This window comes from Pseudomonas sp. BCA17, assembly GCF_004519405.1.
Lineage (GTDB): Bacteria > Pseudomonadota > Gammaproteobacteria > Pseudomonadales > Pseudomonadaceae > Aquipseudomonas.
The window spans coordinates 200901-217018 of record NZ_SGWI01000006.1; the positions used below are offsets into that span (position 1 = coordinate 200901).

The window sequence follows — 16118 nt, forward strand, 5'->3', positions numbered from 1 at the left end:
GTCAGACGCTGAGCGCGGCGCGCAGTTGCGCTTCAAGGCCCGCCGCATCCAGTTCCTGACCGATCAGCACCAGACGCGTGGTGCGTGCCTCATCCAAGCCCCAGGCACGGTCGAAGTGTTTGTCAAAGCGCGTGCCCACGCCCTGGATCAGCAGGCGCATCGGTTTGTTCGCAATCGCGGCGAAACCCTTGACGCGCAGGATGCCGTGTTGCACCACCAACTGCGTCAGGGCATCAAGCAGCAGGGCTTCGTCGGTTTGCGGCAGGTCGATGGAGATGGAGTCAAAGGCATCGTGATCGTGATCATCTTCGCCGTCATGGTGGTGATCGTGATGGCTGTGGCGAGCGTCGATATGCTCTTCGGAGCCGGCGCCCAGGCCAATCAGCACGTCCAGGGGCAGACGACCGCTGCTGGCTTCGATGATTTTCACCGCCGGCGGCAGTTCCTCCGCCACTTCCAGGCGCACACGGGCCAGGTCTTCAGGGTTGATCAGGTCGGTCTTGTTGAGGATCACCAGGTCCGCGCTGGCCAGTTGATCGGCGAACAGCTCGTGCAGCGGCGATTCGTGGTCCAGGTTCGGGTCGAGTTTGCGCTGCGCGTCCACTTGGTCCGGGAAGGCGGCGAAGGTGCCTGCGGCCACGGCTGGGCTGTCGACCACGGTGATCACGGCGTCAACGGTGCAGGCGCTGCGGATTTCCGGCCACTGGAAGGCTTGCACCAAAGGTTTTGGCAGGGCCAGGCCGGAGGTTTCGATCAGGATATGGTCAAGGTCGCCGCGACGGGCCACCAACTCGCGCATCACCGGAAAGAACTCTTCCTGCACGGTGCAGCACAGACAGCCGTTGGCCAGTTCGTACACGCGGCCGCTGGCTTCTTCCTCGGTGCAACCGATGGAACACTGCTTGAGGATTTCGCCGTCGATACCCAGTTCACCGAACTCGTTGACGATCACGGCGATACGGCGGCCCTGGGCGTTATCGAGCATGTGGCGCAGCAAGGTGGTTTTGCCCGAGCCGAGAAAGCCGGTAACGATGGTGACGGGGAGTTTGGCCAGTGTTTTCATCGGATGCCCTTTGGGGCGGGCAGACGGGACGACAGGCCCTGCGGCGGTGCGCAGCAGCGGATTTCGTCACCGGATCACCCCGCCCGGTTGAATTGGAAAATCGGTTACGAGGCAGGTCTCCTGGCTTGGGGCTTGCTGGTCTTGCGACCGGCGCTGGCTGCGCCTTCCCGCGTTTTTCGGCAGTGGCGTGGCAGTCAGTCGAACCCTTTACAGTTGCGGGGGCAGCCGCGGCTTGAACCGCGTTCCCTTCTTAGCTTCGGCCTGGGCCGAAGAACCTCGAGGGTGCAAGGCTACGCAGTGCTTGGGGGATGGTCAATGATGGGTTGGGTTGGGGTTGGTTTTGTGTACATATCCGTTTCTTTGGTAACGGCTGCTATTGGTTCCGCTTTTACAGCGGCTCACTTTTGAAAAGCGCAAAAGTAAGCAAAACGCTCTTGCCCCAACACTCGGTGCCTCGCCTAGGCTCGGCATGCCCTCACTCCGGCTTGAATCCGTGGGCCGCCGCCACGCGCCATCCATGGCGCGAGGCGGCTAACCCGGCGTCCTGCCGGGTTACCCACGGATTCAAGCCTGCGTTCGGCCAGCGTGTTTAACGGGGCGCCTAAGATCAAACGCAAACGCGGCGGCCTGAAAGCCGACCGAGTTTTTATGTCGACCTTGATCAGCCTGTGGGAGCTGGCTTGCCTGCGATGACATCGGCTGGGTGTGCCTGATGTACCGAGGCTTCTGCATCGCCAGCAAGCCAGCTTTTACGCGTATCTGCTTTTGATCCAACCACTCAGGCCGGCTGTCAGGCCGCCGTGCTTTGGTGTTTGATCTAGGCGCCCCGTTAAACACGCTGGCCGGAATTCGATATTGATTTGGGGGGTAAACCGGCAGGGATGCCGGTTTAGCCGCCCCGCGCCATGGATGGCGCGTGGCGGCGGCCCCCCAAATCAATGTCGGATTACGGGCACACCGAGCGTGAGCGAGGTGCCGAGCGTTGGGGCAAGAGCGTTTTGCTTACTTTTGCGCTTTTCAAAAGTGAGCCGCCGTAAGGGCGGAACCAATACCCGCCATCACCCAAACAATGGATATGCCCACATCCTAATTGACTCACATAACCCCTCATGCTCTCCTACACACCTTGTTTCGGGTGCCCTGCAAAGGGTGAAACGGGAAACCGGTGCGTCATAGCGATATGACCAGTCCGGTGCTGCCCCCGCAACGGTAAGCGAGCGAAGTGTCACAGCCACTGTGCGAATGCATGGGAAGGCGACGCTTTCAGGACTCTCTCGAGAGCGCCCCTCGCAAGCCCGGAGACCGGCCCGAAAAAATCAGATAACAAACCCGCGGTGGGCGGGCGCTGTTCGGAACCCTGCGTGCCTGGCTCGCGGGGTTTGCATGCGCTCGTTTCACCCTGACACCCCAAAGGGACGCGCCATGTCGATCATCAGCAGCACTTCGTCCGCCGCCAGCGGCACTTCTACCTTGAGCCAACGCCTGACCGCCGCCATCGGTGCGTCTATTCTTGGCGCGTGCCTGGTTTATTTCGCCGGTTTCTCGCATATCGAAGCGGTGCATAACGCTGCGCACGATACCCGCCACAGCGCCGCGTTCCCGTGCCACTGAGACCTGCCGACATGATCAAGCGTATTGCGCAAACCGCAGGTTTCACCGGGTTGCTGGCCGCCTTGCTGCTGACCTTGCTGCAAAGCTTCTGGGTCGCCCCGCTGATTTTGCAGGCGGAGACTTTTGAAAAGGCCCCAGCGACTGCCGAAGTCACCCATGCACATGCCGACGGCACCGCCGCCCACACTCACGATGCCGAGGCCTGGGAGCCTGAAGACGGTTGGCAGCGCGTGCTGTCTACCACCGGTGGCAACCTGGTGGTCGCCGTTGGTTTCGCGCTGATGCTGGCCGGTCTCTACACCCTGCGGGCGCCCACCCGCACGGCGCAGGGCCTGCTGTGGGGCCTGGCCGGTTACGCGACGTTCGTATTGGCCCCGACACTGGGCTTGCCACCGGAGTTGCCGGGCACTGCCGCGGCGGATTTGGCCCAGCGCCAGATCTGGTGGATCGGCACCGCCGCCTCCACGGCAGCCGGTATTGCGCTGTTGGTGTTTGGGCGCAATTGGCTGCTCAAAGTGCTGGGCGTGGCGATCCTGGCCGTGCCTCATGTGATCGGCGCGCCGCAACCCGAAGTGCATTCGATGCTGGCCCCGGAGGCCCTGGAAGCGCAGTTCAAAATCGCGTCGCAACTGACTAACGTGCTGTTCTGGCTGGCCCTGGGCCTGATCAGCGCCTGGTTGTTCCGGCGTCATCGCGACGGTCAATATTCGGCATGACCTTGGTGGTCGGCCTGGGCTGCCGGCGGGGCTGTGAGGTAGATGCCCTGCTGGCGCTGTTTGACGCCGCCCTCGCCGAGGGCGGTATCGAGCGCCAACAGGTCACGGCGCTGGCCAGTATCGATCACAAACAGCATGAGCCGGGCTTACTGGCGCTGGCCGAGCGGCTCGGCCTGCCCTTACGGTGCTTCAGTGCACAGCATCTGGCGATGTTTGAAGACCGCCTGAGCCACAAATCCGAGCTGGCCTTTGCCCATACCGGCTGTTACGGCATCGCCGAAAGCGCCGCCCTGGCCCTGGCCGAAGACCTTGCCAAGGCCCCTTCCCGACTGTTGATCAGCCGCAGAAAATCCCCCCAGGCCACCTTCGCATTGGCGTGCGCCGGCTGAAATCCCGATAATTGCCGTCTTTGATAATGAGCAACTTTCATGCTCGCCCGTTTTTCAACAGGAACTCCCCATGACCGTCTACTTCATCGGCGCAGGCCCCGGCGACCCGGAATTGATAACCGTCAAAGGCCAACGGCTGATCCGCAGTTGCCCGGTGATTATCTACGCGGGCTCGCTGGTGCCAGCGGCGGTGCTGGAAGGTCATCAGGCGCAGACGCTGGTCAACAGTGCCGAGTTGCACCTGGAACAGATCATTGACCTGATCAAGACCGCGCACGCCAAGGGCCAGGATGTGGCGCGGGTACACTCGGGGGATCCGAGCCTGTATGGGGCGATTGGCGAGCAGATCCGGCACTTGCGGGAGTTGGGCATTCCCTTCCAGATCATTCCCGGGGTGACTGCCGTAGCAGCTTGTGCCGCGTTGCTGGAAACCGAACTGACCCTGCCGGATATCGCCCAGAGTGTGATCCTGACCCGCTACGCCGATAAAACCAGCATGCCGGCCGGTGAAGACTTCGACAGCCTGGCCCGTCACGGCACGACCATGGCGATTCACCTGGGGGTCAATCATCTGGAGAAGATCGTCGCTCAATTGCTGCCGCACTATGGCGCCGATTGCCCGATTGCCGTGGTGCACCGGGCCACGTGGCCGGATCAGGATTGGGCGGTGGGGACTTTGGCGGACATTGCCGAAAAGGTCGCAATCAAGGGCTTCCGACGCACGGCACTGATCGTGGTAGGCCGTGTCTTGGCCAACGACAGTTTCAGCGAGTCATCGCTGTACCGCGCAGGTCATGCCCACCTCTATCGCCCCTGAACACATACCGACAAACGGTGGGAGCAAGCGCTCTTCCAACTTTAATCTTAATTGTCAGATATAAGTCGCAACCCATTGAATTTTAACAATAAAAAACGGCGCTCACGGGGCGCCGTTTTTTTGTTCGCAGTGAACACCTTACTCAGTAGTAGGCGTTTTCTTTCTGCGTGTGGTCGGTCACATCGCGCACGCCCTTGAGCTCGGGAATACGTTCGAGCAGCGTGCGCTCGATACCTTCACGCAGAGTCACGTCCGCCTGGCCGCAGCCCTGGCAGCCGCCGCCGAACTTGAGCACGGCGATACCGTCGTCGACTACGTCGATCAGGCTGACCTGACCGCCGTGGCTGGCCAGCCCCGGGTTGATCTCGGTTTGAAGGTAGTAGTTGATGCGTTCGTTGACCGGGCTGTCGGCGTTGACGTTCGGCACCTTGGCGTTAGGCGCCTTGATGGTCAACTGGCCGCCCATGCGGTCGGTGGCGTAGTCAACCACGGCGTCGTCCAGGAAGGCTTCGCTGAAAGCGTCAATGTACGCAGTGAAGCTTTTCAGCCCCAGGGCAGTGTCTTCCGGCTTCTCTTCGCCCGGCTTGCAGTAGGCGATGCAAGTCTCGGCGTATTGGGTGCCAGGTTGGGTGATAAAGACGCGGATGCCAATACCTGGGGTGTTCTGCTTGGACAGCAGGTCAGCCAGGTAATCGTGGGCGGCGTCGGTAATGGTTATGGCAGTCATGGAAACTCCTCACAGGCTTGCCGCCAGTTTACGCCAATCATCGAGGCGGTACAAAGTCCTAGTATTTTTGTCGGAAAAGTCACCGACATACCACCAGGTATCTATATACGTCCCGGCCCGGCAGCGCCTGCCTACCATCGGGTTTTACCGACTCGGCCGAGATCCGCCATGGACCCACTATCATCCTCGACTTTTTGCAGAAAGCGCCCTACACGACTCGACACCCTGTACCACTTGATCGACGCAGTCACCCCGCTGGCCAGCTCCGCCTCCAGCGCGGCAGCTTCCAGCCTCTATTATCGCCCGCTCCCCGACTCCGAACTCGGCCGAGAGTGCCAGGCTGCGTTTACCACGCTGCAAAAGCTGGAGGCCGACGAGGATTTTGTCGAGTACCTGCACAACAGACAACCCTCCCAGACGCCCTACACCGACACGCTGCTGGACGCCCTTGCCGCCCTCGTCAACACGCCCAGGCAGCCAAAACCCGCCATCCTGGAGATTTTCACGCTGTGCAATCAACCCGTGGTGCTGCGCGATATCCCTACCTACTGGACGATGGATGTCGAGGTGCTACTGGCCATCCACCATCGCGTCGGCGACGGGCTCAAGAGTGACGGCTCGGTACGCTTCGATCTTGCGCTCAAATACTACGGCCTGATCCCCCATAGCCCGGCCACTCACGCGCAATGGACCACGCTGCTTGAAACGCTGCGCGAATATTGTGCGCTACTCACGCTGGGCCACACCGATCACAGCAACGACCTGGAGCCGCTGTTGGGCGACGCCGGCGATGCAATCATCGTTGGTGTGACGCGCTCGCTGGAAGAGGAGCACGGCAAATCACTGTTCAGCCATATCCTGCCCGAGACCTTTTTTGCCACCCAGCAAAAGCTGGCCCGCAGCCAGCCGACAGCACTGCTGAGCGAATACTTGCATCAGCCCCACAGCCTCGAGGTCGGCCGGCGGATCGTCAGCGCACTCGACTGGTTCGGCGCAGACCCCACTCAGGACTGCCCTCGGGCAGTGCTGGTCAAACTCGTCTGGCGCGCCCTATGGCTGAGCATCAAGCCCCAGGACGCCGCCCAGTACGACAACGAACTCAACCGGCTGATCGAGCCGTGTGCCCGCTACGCGCAAATCCGTGAGTCCCTGCTGCGCGACTATCAGCGCGCGCTGGGTGTCGACGCCCATGGCGCTGCGCTGGTGCTGTGCGTCGCCAAGGCGCACATCGCCAGCGAACTATGGGTCGACAACATTCCCGATGACCTGCCCTACGGCATCACCAGTGCCTGGGTGCACTTCAAAAGCGGCTTTCTCCTCGCCGAATGCCTGGCACCCGGCGCGGCACGTAGCTTCACCTTCGATGAATTGCACAACCTCTCAGCCGAGTACTTCCGGGCGTGCGAGGGCGATACCGAGCGACAGGCGCTGGTGAGCCTGGCCAGATTGCCGCCGACCCTGTGCTGGGCGCAGACCAACGGTTTGCTGCCCGTGCAAAAGCAGCGCTACACCCCGGAGCAAGTGACCCAGGCCATTGCGGCACTGGAGCGGCACGAGCGCGAGGTCATCGAGGCTATCAAGCAGCTTGTGCTCAGGCCGCCGGGACGCGCGCAGTTCAGCAGCGACCAAGCCCATGACACGGCGTTCTATGCCTATCTGCAAACCCCGAAAGCCGCCTATAAAAAACTGATCAAGACGTTGCTCGCGCAAATCCCGCCGGCTGTCGGCGATATCGAGCGCGATGAAGTCAGCCTGTATGCATTGCGGGAGCCGCTGCACAACATCGAAGCCAACTTCGAGACCCCGCGCCGGACCGCCGCCGTACGTGGTCGCACGGGTTTCATCCTGCGCCTGGGCAACCCGCGTCTTGCGGACGCTGCGTGCTACATCGAAGTGTTTCCCGCCCTTGGCGTGATTCGTGTGCGCGACGACATCCGCAGCCTGCTGATCGGTGGCGTGGTCAAGACCCAATCCGTTGGCGGCGCCACCCGCCCCGGCAAGGGCCGTTTTCGCTGCGGCACCTTGCTGCCTTTCGACTGGCCGGCCTACCGCAGCGGTGCGACGCCCAGGCCCGGCCAGCAGAGTACGCTGATCGCCGACCCCATTGGCGAGGTGCTGGCACCGCTCGATCTACCCGTCAGTCAGGTGTCCCGCGCCACCAACCACCTCTATGGCGCACGCGCTGAAGCATTGGCGCACATGATTGCCGAGCAACACTTTTACTGCGACGAAGTGACGTTGCTGGAAACCACCCGCGAAGCCACCAAGGTGCTGGACCTCGGCGAATACCTCGGCGAACGCATGGCGTTCTGGGGCAAAGTCCTGGTGCCGTTCTGGGGGCCCATCGAGGACCTCAACTCCGGCGACCCGGAACGCGTTGCCCTCGGCGGCTTGAGTTTTTTTGCGGATATCGTTGGGTTTGCCCTGCCCCTGGGCAAATACGTGGCCGGCAGTGCAAGGGTGATCGTGCAATCCGGCCGGGCCGGGATTCGCCTGGCGCTGCCCGCGCTCAAGACCCTGACGCGGCAGTTGATCATCCAGGTGTTGCAGGAGCTGAACCCGCTTAGCGCCCTGCCGGACTTGTTGCGCATGGGCCGTTACTATTCGCTCAATTGGTTTTACAAGACCCTGAACACGCTGGGCGAATGGGCGGACGAGATGATTCCGGCCAGCCGCCTGATCCCGGTAAACCCCGTAGGCTGGGTGCCACGAAAAGCCGGCGACCGGCTGTTTGTGGTGGCAGGCACGCCCAATGTGCCGCTGCGCAATGTCGGCAACACCGCGCAACCGGATTGGCGCTTGATTGATGCTGCCTCGGACAGCGTTTTCGGCCCACGCTTTCGCGAACCGCTCACGGTCATGAGCAACAGCGACCCGCACATCAGCCGCTATGCGGTATCAGCCCACTGGATCAGCGGACTCAAACCGGATTCCCGGGGGATTTTCCATAGACGGGAGTATGGCCAAGCGTTTGTCTGTAACCTGGATCAGCGTGGCGAGATCGCCGTTTATCAGATCCGCGAGCATTCCTACGGCTACCTCAAGGAAATTGCCGAAGGCACCGAAAACAGTTTTACCGTCGCACTAATCAACCCGAAAACCAATCAGGATCTGGGCATCAGGCTGTCTTCGGTGCAGCCCGGCCATTGGTTTTCAAGCCAGGCAAGACTCGCGGGCGGTGCGCCGGACGGCCTGAATGTGATTACGCCGCCGACCTTGCAGAAGTGGTCGGCCTTCTCCGAGATGTCATTGAAGCTGGCGGCGGAGGCCTTCATCAAAAAGCACAAGCTCGACCCGGCGGCGTTTCACCAATTTGTGCATACCCGCAGCGAACTGAGCCGTCGCGGCCAGGAAATGCTCGATCAAGCTACCCACGCACGGGTACCCGTCGCCTTGAAAAACCTGCAACGCTGGCGGCGCATGCCCCAGGCGATGCGGGTCAAGCGCACCCGCGAAGGCTATGCCCACGATCACAACCTGGACCCGCAGGCCTTTATCGACCACGTCAATATGGACGGTTCATTCACGGCACTTGGCAAAGTCCTGGAAAAACACAGCCGGCAGCAGTCATTCAGCCCGCTGACCCGACAAGACCTGGAGGATTGGCACAGCGTACACACCCAGGCCCAGCCGCATCGCTCCATGGAGCACTTCCTCGACCAGCGCAATCTGAACCCGGTGAAATGGAGGCAATATGTCGAAGACAATGGCCAGTTGACCCAGGCCGGTCGCTTGGCGGTGTTTTTCGACCAGCCACTGCCCAACACGCCGCTGGCGCGTAAGCGCATGGTGCCGGTGCAGACTGCCAGTCCCTCCAAGGACTCCACCACCCAAACGTCGCTGCGTGAACCCGGTACTGAACAGCCCACCCTCGCCGCCAAGCGCAGCCGTACGCACTACGACGTCGACCGCGCCGATGGGCACCAGATCAACAACGCCGCGCCGATCCTGCAAGATCCCTACAACGTCAACCGCAGCCTGACAGCAGAGCTGGAGGGCAAGGTGGAGCAGATCAGGATCACCAACGACTGCGGCCTGTTCGACGGACTCAGCGGGCCCAAACGCCAGCGGGTGATCGAGGCCGTGACGGAAGACATCCAGGATTGGATCACCAAGGAAGGCCGTCACCATGACCTGCTGAACGAACTGTTCGAGGTCAAAAAACTCAACGAAGGCCCGGAGCGCGGCTACTCGCTGGTGGCGCGGCGCGATATCCAGCATTTTGATGTGTTGGGGCCATACACCGGGCGCTTGCATTTGAATGATGCGTCGCTCAGTGCCGATATTCTTGAGCATGGCATGCAGCGGGTGTCCGACTATTTGTTCCAGACCGCCACCGAGGGCGCGACGATCAGTGGGCATGGCAACAGCAACATGCTCAGTCTGATCAATACAGGCCAGAAGCCTGGCGCGCCACGTGTGGGCAACGACAATGTGGCGGCCGTCTACGCCGGAAAATACATGGTTTTCCTGATCGCCAAGGAGGACATTCGCGCCGGCAGTGAGCTCTTGATGGACTATGGCCCCGCCTATTGGCAACGCCCATCCCCCTGACCAGGCGAGCAGACTCGCTAAAGGGGTTTAGGGCTCAGAGGTTTTCATAGCGATTCATGTCCAGTACACCCTCTTCCACCGGCGTGGTTTCGTGAATGTACTGCGACAGATCATGGAAATACTGCCAAAACAGCGGGTGACTGCGGCGAATACCCCACCGCTCGACGATCTGCTCAAACCCCTTGGCATCCTTGACGCCCTCCATCGCTGCAACAAACTCAGGCACCTGCCGCGCCGGGATGTTGAAGATGAAGTTCGGATAGCTGCTCAGTACCCCTGGGTAGATAGTCACCGTATCCAGCCCGGGCTGGTAGCGATAGGCTTCGCCCAGCAGGAACGCCACGTTACTGTGGGCGCGGTTGCGCAGCATGCTGTAGACCACCCGTTTGCCGCTCGGGGTTTCAATGCGCAGCATGCTCGCTTCGGGCAATTGGTCGATGACCTTGAGCCCGGCGGCCGGGCGTGACGTCAAGCGGCTGAGCGCCTGTTCGGCGTCCTGCAATGCCGGGTCGATCCCGTCACGGGAGCAAAAGGCACCGGTGCAACGGTTGATCGGGTCCGGGCTGGCGTTAAGGTGGTCGTAACGGGTCAGCAGCTGGTTGGCGAAGTCGCGTTTCGGGTCTTTTTCATTAAGGTGCAAACCGCTCGGCTTGTCGTCATCAATCGCTTCGTAGTCCATCCACAGCTTGAGTTTTCCGCTGTTCTGGTACCAGTCATCAAGAAAGGCATCGCGGCTGTCGGCCGGCATCAGGCGCAGGAAGTTCTGCTCGGCGCCGTTGCGGATCAAGTCGAAATACAGGCGCGTCTGGGCCTGATGCGACACGTTGCCGAACACATCGAAGTTCACCGCCAATTGGTAATAAGTGCGCTCCAGCAACGGATAGTCGAATAACCACATCGTTTGCGGGACTTCGCCGATCAGGCCTTTGGTGACCGAGGCGCTGTCGAAATGACGGAAAACACTCAGCAAGGCATTGTCATTGCCGGCCCACAGGGTTGACCAACTGGGCGGCGCCACGTCTGCATAGCTGTCACGGCGCAAGGCTTCGTATTGGTTGCGCTTGTCGCGATAGGCCAGCCACAGGCTGAGCACGCTGCCTACGTCATCGTTCTGCCCCGGCATCGCCAGCAACGGCGTGGCCTGGCCGCGATAACGCGCATCGGTGATGTACAGGTCGTGGTCCGGGTCCTGGAACAAGGTCCAGAAGTTATCGCGGATCACGTCCGTGGCGATCTGCCCACGGCACACCGGCCCACGAATGAAGGTACGCACGAAATATTCGGCGTTATCCAGCATGAACTGGTAGCGCGCCTTGGCCGGGATCGCCTCGAAGGTCTCGAACGGATTGGCGCGACGGCCCGGCCCATAACCCGGCAAGGCGTCAACCTGCCAGTTGCCGGCATAAAACAGGTCTTTGATGCGAGCCATCTTGGCGGCGCTGAAGGGGTAAGTGATGTGGGTTTTATGTACGATCACCCCCTGCACCGGCCACAGACGGTAGTACACCTGGGTGCCGGGGTCGTCGTTGGGGCGGCGCGTCGCGATCAGGTCGATGGGTTTGCCGCTCGGCGTGCGCGAACGGACCCACTGAAAGTAGTGCCCGGGCTCGCCGTTCTCGAAATAGATATGCGCCAGGAACAAATGCTCGAACAACCAACGTGCCACCAGGCTTTCCCGGGCGCCGGGCTGGTTGAACAGGTTTTCCCATTGCTGCACCTGCAAGGCTTCCTTCGCACTGGGCGCGAGGCCCTGCTCATCGATCGGCGCGCCGGCGGCGAGCCAGCGTTGCAGGGTCTGGTATTGCTGATCGGTCAGGCCGGTCACCGCCAACGGCATGCCTTCCCTGGGATGGGCGCCGGCATAGGCGTTGAACTCGCCGGGCATCGCGCACATGTTTTCGCGGTTCAGGCCCAGCACAATGTCTTCAGGCAGTTTCGCATTGGGTTTCAAGGGCGCGTTGTGGCCCAGTTCCAACATGCGCGCCATCAGCTCGGCCTGGCTGCCCTGGGCGTCCAGCACCGAATAAAACCCCTTTTGCTGCCACGCTTGCTTGCCGAACGCGTCATAGAACAAACGGGTGGTCGGCGCGGCCTGGCTGCGTTCGCCATCGTAGACCGGCATTTTGCTCGCCCCTCGGGCCACGCCTTCGGCACTGCCCAAGTTGAGCTGGCAGGCGGAGTCATAGCATGCGTGGCAGGCCACGCACTTTTCGGTAAAGATCGGCTGGATATCGCGGGTATAGGAGATCGCCGAGGCGGGACCCTGTGCCTGGGCAAAGCCGGCTACCAGTGCCAGGACGGCACTGGAGATAAGATGAAATGACATGTATCGGGTCCCGGTTCGAAGCGTACGCTGGAAAAATTGCCGGTGATTCTACCGGGCCATTAACCCTGCCAACATGAACGATATTCATGCAAAGCCCGCACATGCTCCAAATCTGCACAGGTTTGCTATGATCCATGCCCTCCGTAATGCCTGACCAGAGTAGTCCCATGTCCGATCGTAGCGCTCGTCTGCAAACCCTTCACCAAGCCCTCAAGGAGCGCATCCTGATCCTCGACGGTGGCATGGGCACGATGATCCAGAGCTACAAGCTTGAGGAACATGACTACCGTGGCAAACGCTTCGCCGACTGGCCAAGCGACGTCAAAGGCAACAACGATCTGCTGGTCATTACCCGCCCCGACGTGATCGGCGGGATCGAGAAGGCTTACCTGGATGCCGGTGCCGACATCCTCGAAACCAACACATTCAACGCCACACGCATTTCCATGGCCGATTACGGCATGGAAGAGCTGGCCTACGAGTTAAACGTAGAAGGTGCGCGCCTGGCGCGCAAGGTGGCCGACGCCAAGACCCTGGAAAACCCGGCCAAGCCGCGTTTTGTCGCCGGCGTGCTCGGCCCGACCAGCCGCACCTGCTCGCTGTCACCCGACGTGAACAACCCCGGCTACCGCAACGTCACCTTTGATGAGTTGGTGGAAAACTACACCGAAGCCACCAAAGGGCTGATCGAAGGCGGTGCCGACCTGATCCTGATTGAAACCATCTTCGATACCCTCAACGCCAAGGCCGCGATCTTCGCCGTGCAAGGCGTATTCGAGGAGCTGGGCCTGGAACTGCCGATCATGATTTCCGGCACCATCACCGACGCCTCCGGCCGCACCCTGTCGGGCCAGACCACCGAAGCGTTCTGGAACTCCGTGGCCCACGCCAAACCGATTTCGGTGGGTTTGAACTGCGCCCTCGGCGCCAGCGAGTTGCGCCCGTACCTGGAAGAGCTGTCGAACAAGGCCGGCACCCACGTATCCGCGCACCCCAACGCTGGCCTGCCCAACGAATTCGGCGAGTATGACGAGCTGCCATCGGAAACCGCCAAGGTCATCGAAGAGTTCGCCCAGAGCGGCTTCCTCAACATTGTCGGCGGTTGCTGCGGCACCACCCCAGGCCACATCGAGGCCATTGCCAGGGCCGTGGCCGGCTATGCACCACGTCAGATCCCGGACATTCCCAAGGCTTGCCGCCTGTCCGGCCTGGAGCCGTTCACCATTGATCGTCAGTCGTTGTTCGTCAACGTCGGCGAACGCACCAACATTACCGGCTCCGCACGTTTCGCCCGGCTGATCCGCGAAGACAACTACACCGAAGCCCTCGAAGTCGCCCTGCAGCAGGTTGAAGCCGGCGCCCAGGTGATCGACATCAACATGGACGAAGGGATGCTCGATTCGAAGAAGGCCATGGTGACCTTCCTCAACCTGATTGCCGGTGAACCGGACATCTCCCGCGTGCCGATCATGATCGACTCCTCCAAATGGGAAGTGATCGAAGCCGGCCTCAAGTGCATCCAGGGCAAGGGCATCGTCAACTCCATCAGCATGAAGGAAGGCGTCGAACAGTTCATCCATCACGCCAAGCTGTGCAAGCGCTATGGCGCCGCCGTGGTGGTGATGGCGTTCGACGAAGCCGGCCAGGCCGACACCGAAGCGCGCAAGAAAGAGATCTGCAAACGCTCCTACGACATCCTGGTCAATGAGGTCGGCTTCCCACCGGAAGACATCATCTTCGACCCGAACATCTTCGCGGTCGCCACCGGTATCGAAGAGCACAACAACTACGCCGTCGACTTCATCAACGCCTGCGCCTACATCCGCGACGAGCTGCCGTATGCACTGAGTTCCGGTGGCGTGTCCAACGTGTCGTTCTCGTTCCGTGGCAACAACCCGGTGCGCGAGGCGATCCACTCGGTGTTCCTGCTGTATGCGATCCGCAATGGCCTGACCATGGGTATCGTCAACGCCGGCCAGTTGGAAATCTACGACCAGATCCCGGCCGAGCTGCGTGATGCCGTGGAAGACGTGGTGCTCAACCGCACTCCGGACGGCACCGATGCCCTGCTCGCCATTGCCGACAAGTACAAGGGCGACGGCAGCGTCAAGGAAGCGGAGACCGAAGAATGGCGTGGCTGGGAGGTCAACAAGCGCCTGGAACACGCGCTGGTCAAAGGCATCACCACGCATATCGTCGAAGACACCGAGGAATCCCGGCTGTCGTTCGCGCGCCCGATCGAGGTGATCGAAGGCCCGTTGATGTCCGGCATGAACATCGTCGGCGACCTGTTCGGCGCCGGCAAAATGTTCCTGCCCCAGGTGGTGAAATCCGCCCGGGTGATGAAGCAGGCCGTAGCCCACCTGATCCCGTTCATCGAGCTGGAAAAAGGTGACAAGCCGCAAGCCAAGGGCAAGATCCTGATGGCCACGGTCAAAGGTGATGTGCACGACATCGGCAAGAACATTGTCGGCGTGGTCCTGGGCTGCAATGGCTATGACATCGTCGACCTGGGTGTGATGGTACCGGCCGAGAAGATCCTGCAGGTAGCCAGGGAGCAGAAGTGCGACATTATCGGGCTGTCCGGCCTGATCACCCCATCGCTCGATGAGATGGTGCACGTGGCCCGTGAGATGCAGCGCCAGGATTTCCACCTGCCGCTGATGATCGGTGGCGCCACCACTTCCAAGGCGCACACGGCGGTAAAGATCGAACCCAAGTACAGCAACGATGCGGTGGTGTATGTCACTGACGCCTCGCGTGCGGTGGGTGTGGCCACGCAATTGCTGTCCAAGGAACTCAAGGCCGGGTTTGTCGAGCGTACCCGCGAAGAGTACGTGGAAGTCCGCGAGCGCACCTCCAACCGCAGCGCCCGCACCGAGCGCCTGAGCTATGCGGCCGCCATCGCCAAGAAGCCGCAGTTCGACTGGGCCGGCTACACCCCGGTCAAACCGACGTTTACCGGTGCCAAGGTGCTGGACAATATCGACCTTAATGTCCTGGCCGAGTACATCGACTGGACGCCGTTCTTCATTTCCTGGGACCTGGCCGGCAAGTTTCCACGCATCCTCACCGACGAGGTCGTTGGCGAAGCCGCCACCGCGCTGTACGCCGACGCCCAGGAAATGCTCAAGAAGCTGATCGACGGCAAACTCATCAGCGCCCGCGCGGTGTTCGGCTTCTGGCCGGCGAACCAGGTGCAGGACGATGACCTGGAAGTCTACGGCGAAGACGGCAAGCCCCTGGCCACCCTGCACCACCTGCGCCAACAGATCATCAAGACCGACGGCAAGCCGAACTTCTCCCTGGCCGACTTCGTCGCGCCCAAGGACAGCGGCGTGACCGACTATGTGGGCGGGTTCATCACCACCGCCGGCATCGGCGCCGAAGAAGTGGCCAAGGCCTACCAGGATGCGGGCGACGACTACAACTCGATCATGGTCAAGGCCCTGGCCGACCGCCTGGCCGAAGCCTGCGCCGAATGGCTGCACCAGCAGGTGCGTAAAGACTACTGGGGTTATGCCAAGGATGAGGAACTCGACAACGAGGCGCTGATCAAGGAGCAGTACAGCGGTATCCGCCCTGCCCCCGGCTACCCGGCGTGCCCGGATCACACCGAGAAAGGCACCCTGTTCCAGTTGCTCGACCCCGAGGCCCATGAACTGCACGCCGGCCGCAGCGGTGTGTTCCTCACCGAACACTACGCGATGTTCCCCGCGGCGGCAGTCAGTGGCTGGTACTTCGCTCACCCGCAAGCGCAGTACTTTGCCGTGGGCAAGGTCGATAAAGACCAAGTGGCGAGCTACACCGCGCGCAAAGGCCAGGACCTGAGCGTGACGGAACGCTGGCTGGCGCCGAACCTGGGTTACGACAACTGATTGTCGGGCTTGTGCAGTGAGCGGGCTTGCTCCGCTC

9 protein-coding genes and 2 riboswitches are annotated in these 16118 nt (G+C 61.4%); of the genes, 6 read left to right on the plus strand and 3 right to left on the minus strand.

All coding sequences use genetic code 11. The features are described 5' to 3' along the window. Position 1: 1 nt before the first annotated feature. Positions 2 to 1063, minus strand: coding sequence for a cobalamin biosynthesis protein CobW (gene cobW, locus EXW71_RS21680; RefSeq protein ID WP_134660834.1), 1062 nt, complete (start codon positions 1061 to 1063; stop codon positions 2 to 4). Positions 1064 to 1155: 92 nt separating this feature from the next. Next, positions 1156 to 1357, minus strand: a riboswitch (cobalamin riboswitch). A gap of 822 nt (positions 1358 to 2179) precedes the next feature. Further along, positions 2180 to 2389: riboswitch (cobalamin riboswitch) on the plus strand. A gap of 96 nt (positions 2390 to 2485) precedes the next feature. On the opposite strand from cobW, the gene EXW71_RS21690 reads away from it, so the two are divergent. The 4 genes from EXW71_RS21690 to cobM all read left to right on the plus strand — a co-directional run bounded on the left by EXW71_RS21690 (position 2486) and on the right by cobM (position 4596). Continuing rightward, a complete protein-coding gene (locus EXW71_RS21690; protein WP_123718186.1) occupies positions 2486 to 2674 on the plus strand; it encodes a CbtB-domain containing protein in 189 nt (62 codons plus the stop codon). Between the two features lie 11 nt (positions 2675 to 2685). Further along, positions 2686 to 3390, plus strand: a complete 705-nt coding sequence (locus EXW71_RS21695) for a CbtA family protein (protein WP_134660836.1) — start codon at positions 2686 to 2688, stop codon at positions 3388 to 3390. Beyond that, entirely contained in the window at positions 3387 to 3779 is a 393-nt protein-coding gene (locus EXW71_RS21700) for a cobalamin biosynthesis protein (protein ID WP_134660837.1), read from the plus strand. The genes EXW71_RS21695 and EXW71_RS21700 overlap by 4 nt, the downstream gene beginning before the upstream one ends. A 70-nt stretch (positions 3780 to 3849) precedes the next feature. Further along, positions 3850 to 4596 (plus strand): precorrin-4 C(11)-methyltransferase, encoded by a 747-nt coding sequence (cobM, locus tag EXW71_RS21705; protein ID WP_123718183.1) that lies wholly within the window; start codon positions 3850 to 3852, stop codon positions 4594 to 4596. Positions 4597 to 4738: 142 nt separating this feature from the next. On the opposite strand, the gene nfuA is transcribed toward cobM, so the two are convergent. Then, on the minus strand, positions 4739 to 5323 hold the full coding sequence (gene nfuA / locus EXW71_RS21710; RefSeq protein ID WP_003190728.1) for a Fe-S biogenesis protein NfuA: 585 nt from the start codon (positions 5321 to 5323) through the stop codon (positions 4739 to 4741). 168 nt (positions 5324 to 5491) lie between these two features. Here nfuA and EXW71_RS21715 point away from each other — a divergent pair, with 168 nt between their 5' ends. Beyond that, positions 5492 to 9877: an SET domain-containing protein gene (locus EXW71_RS21715; RefSeq protein WP_134660838.1), complete on the plus strand. Its 4386-nt coding sequence runs from the start codon at positions 5492 to 5494 to the stop codon at positions 9875 to 9877. 34 nt (positions 9878 to 9911) lie between these two features. Here the strand turns inward: EXW71_RS21715 and EXW71_RS21720 are convergent, their stop codons facing one another. After that, positions 9912 to 12203, minus strand: a complete 2292-nt coding sequence (locus tag EXW71_RS21720) for a fatty acid cis/trans isomerase (protein ID WP_134660839.1) — start codon at positions 12201 to 12203, stop codon at positions 9912 to 9914. Between the two features lie 167 nt (positions 12204 to 12370). Between EXW71_RS21720 and metH the strand changes: the two genes are divergently transcribed. Further along, the gene (gene metH / locus EXW71_RS21725; protein WP_134660840.1) at positions 12371 to 16081 is read left to right on the plus strand and encodes a methionine synthase; all 3711 of its coding nucleotides are present in this window, start codon (positions 12371 to 12373) and stop codon (positions 16079 to 16081) included. The last annotated feature ends 37 nt before the right edge of the window (positions 16082 to 16118 follow it).

Coding starts and splice junctions, on each gene's coding strand:
- cobW (WP_134660834.1), bottom strand. CDS start 1,063: ATGAAAACACTGGCCAAACTCCCCGTCACCATCGTTACCGGCTTTCTC.
- EXW71_RS21690 (WP_123718186.1), top strand. CDS start 2,486: ATGTCGATCATCAGCAGCACTTCGTCCGCCGCCAGCGGCACTTCTACC.
- EXW71_RS21695 (WP_134660836.1), top strand. CDS start 2,686: ATGATCAAGCGTATTGCGCAAACCGCAGGTTTCACCGGGTTGCTGGCC.
- EXW71_RS21700 (WP_134660837.1), top strand. CDS start 3,387: ATGACCTTGGTGGTCGGCCTGGGCTGCCGGCGGGGCTGTGAGGTAGAT.
- cobM (WP_123718183.1), top strand. CDS start 3,850: ATGACCGTCTACTTCATCGGCGCAGGCCCCGGCGACCCGGAATTGATA.
- nfuA (WP_003190728.1), bottom strand. CDS start 5,323: ATGACTGCCATAACCATTACCGACGCCGCCCACGATTACCTGGCTGAC.
- EXW71_RS21715 (WP_134660838.1), top strand. CDS start 5,492: ATGGACCCACTATCATCCTCGACTTTTTGCAGAAAGCGCCCTACACGA.
- EXW71_RS21720 (WP_134660839.1), bottom strand. CDS start 12,203: ATGTCATTTCATCTTATCTCCAGTGCCGTCCTGGCACTGGTAGCCGGC.
- metH (WP_134660840.1), top strand. CDS start 12,371: ATGTCCGATCGTAGCGCTCGTCTGCAAACCCTTCACCAAGCCCTCAAG.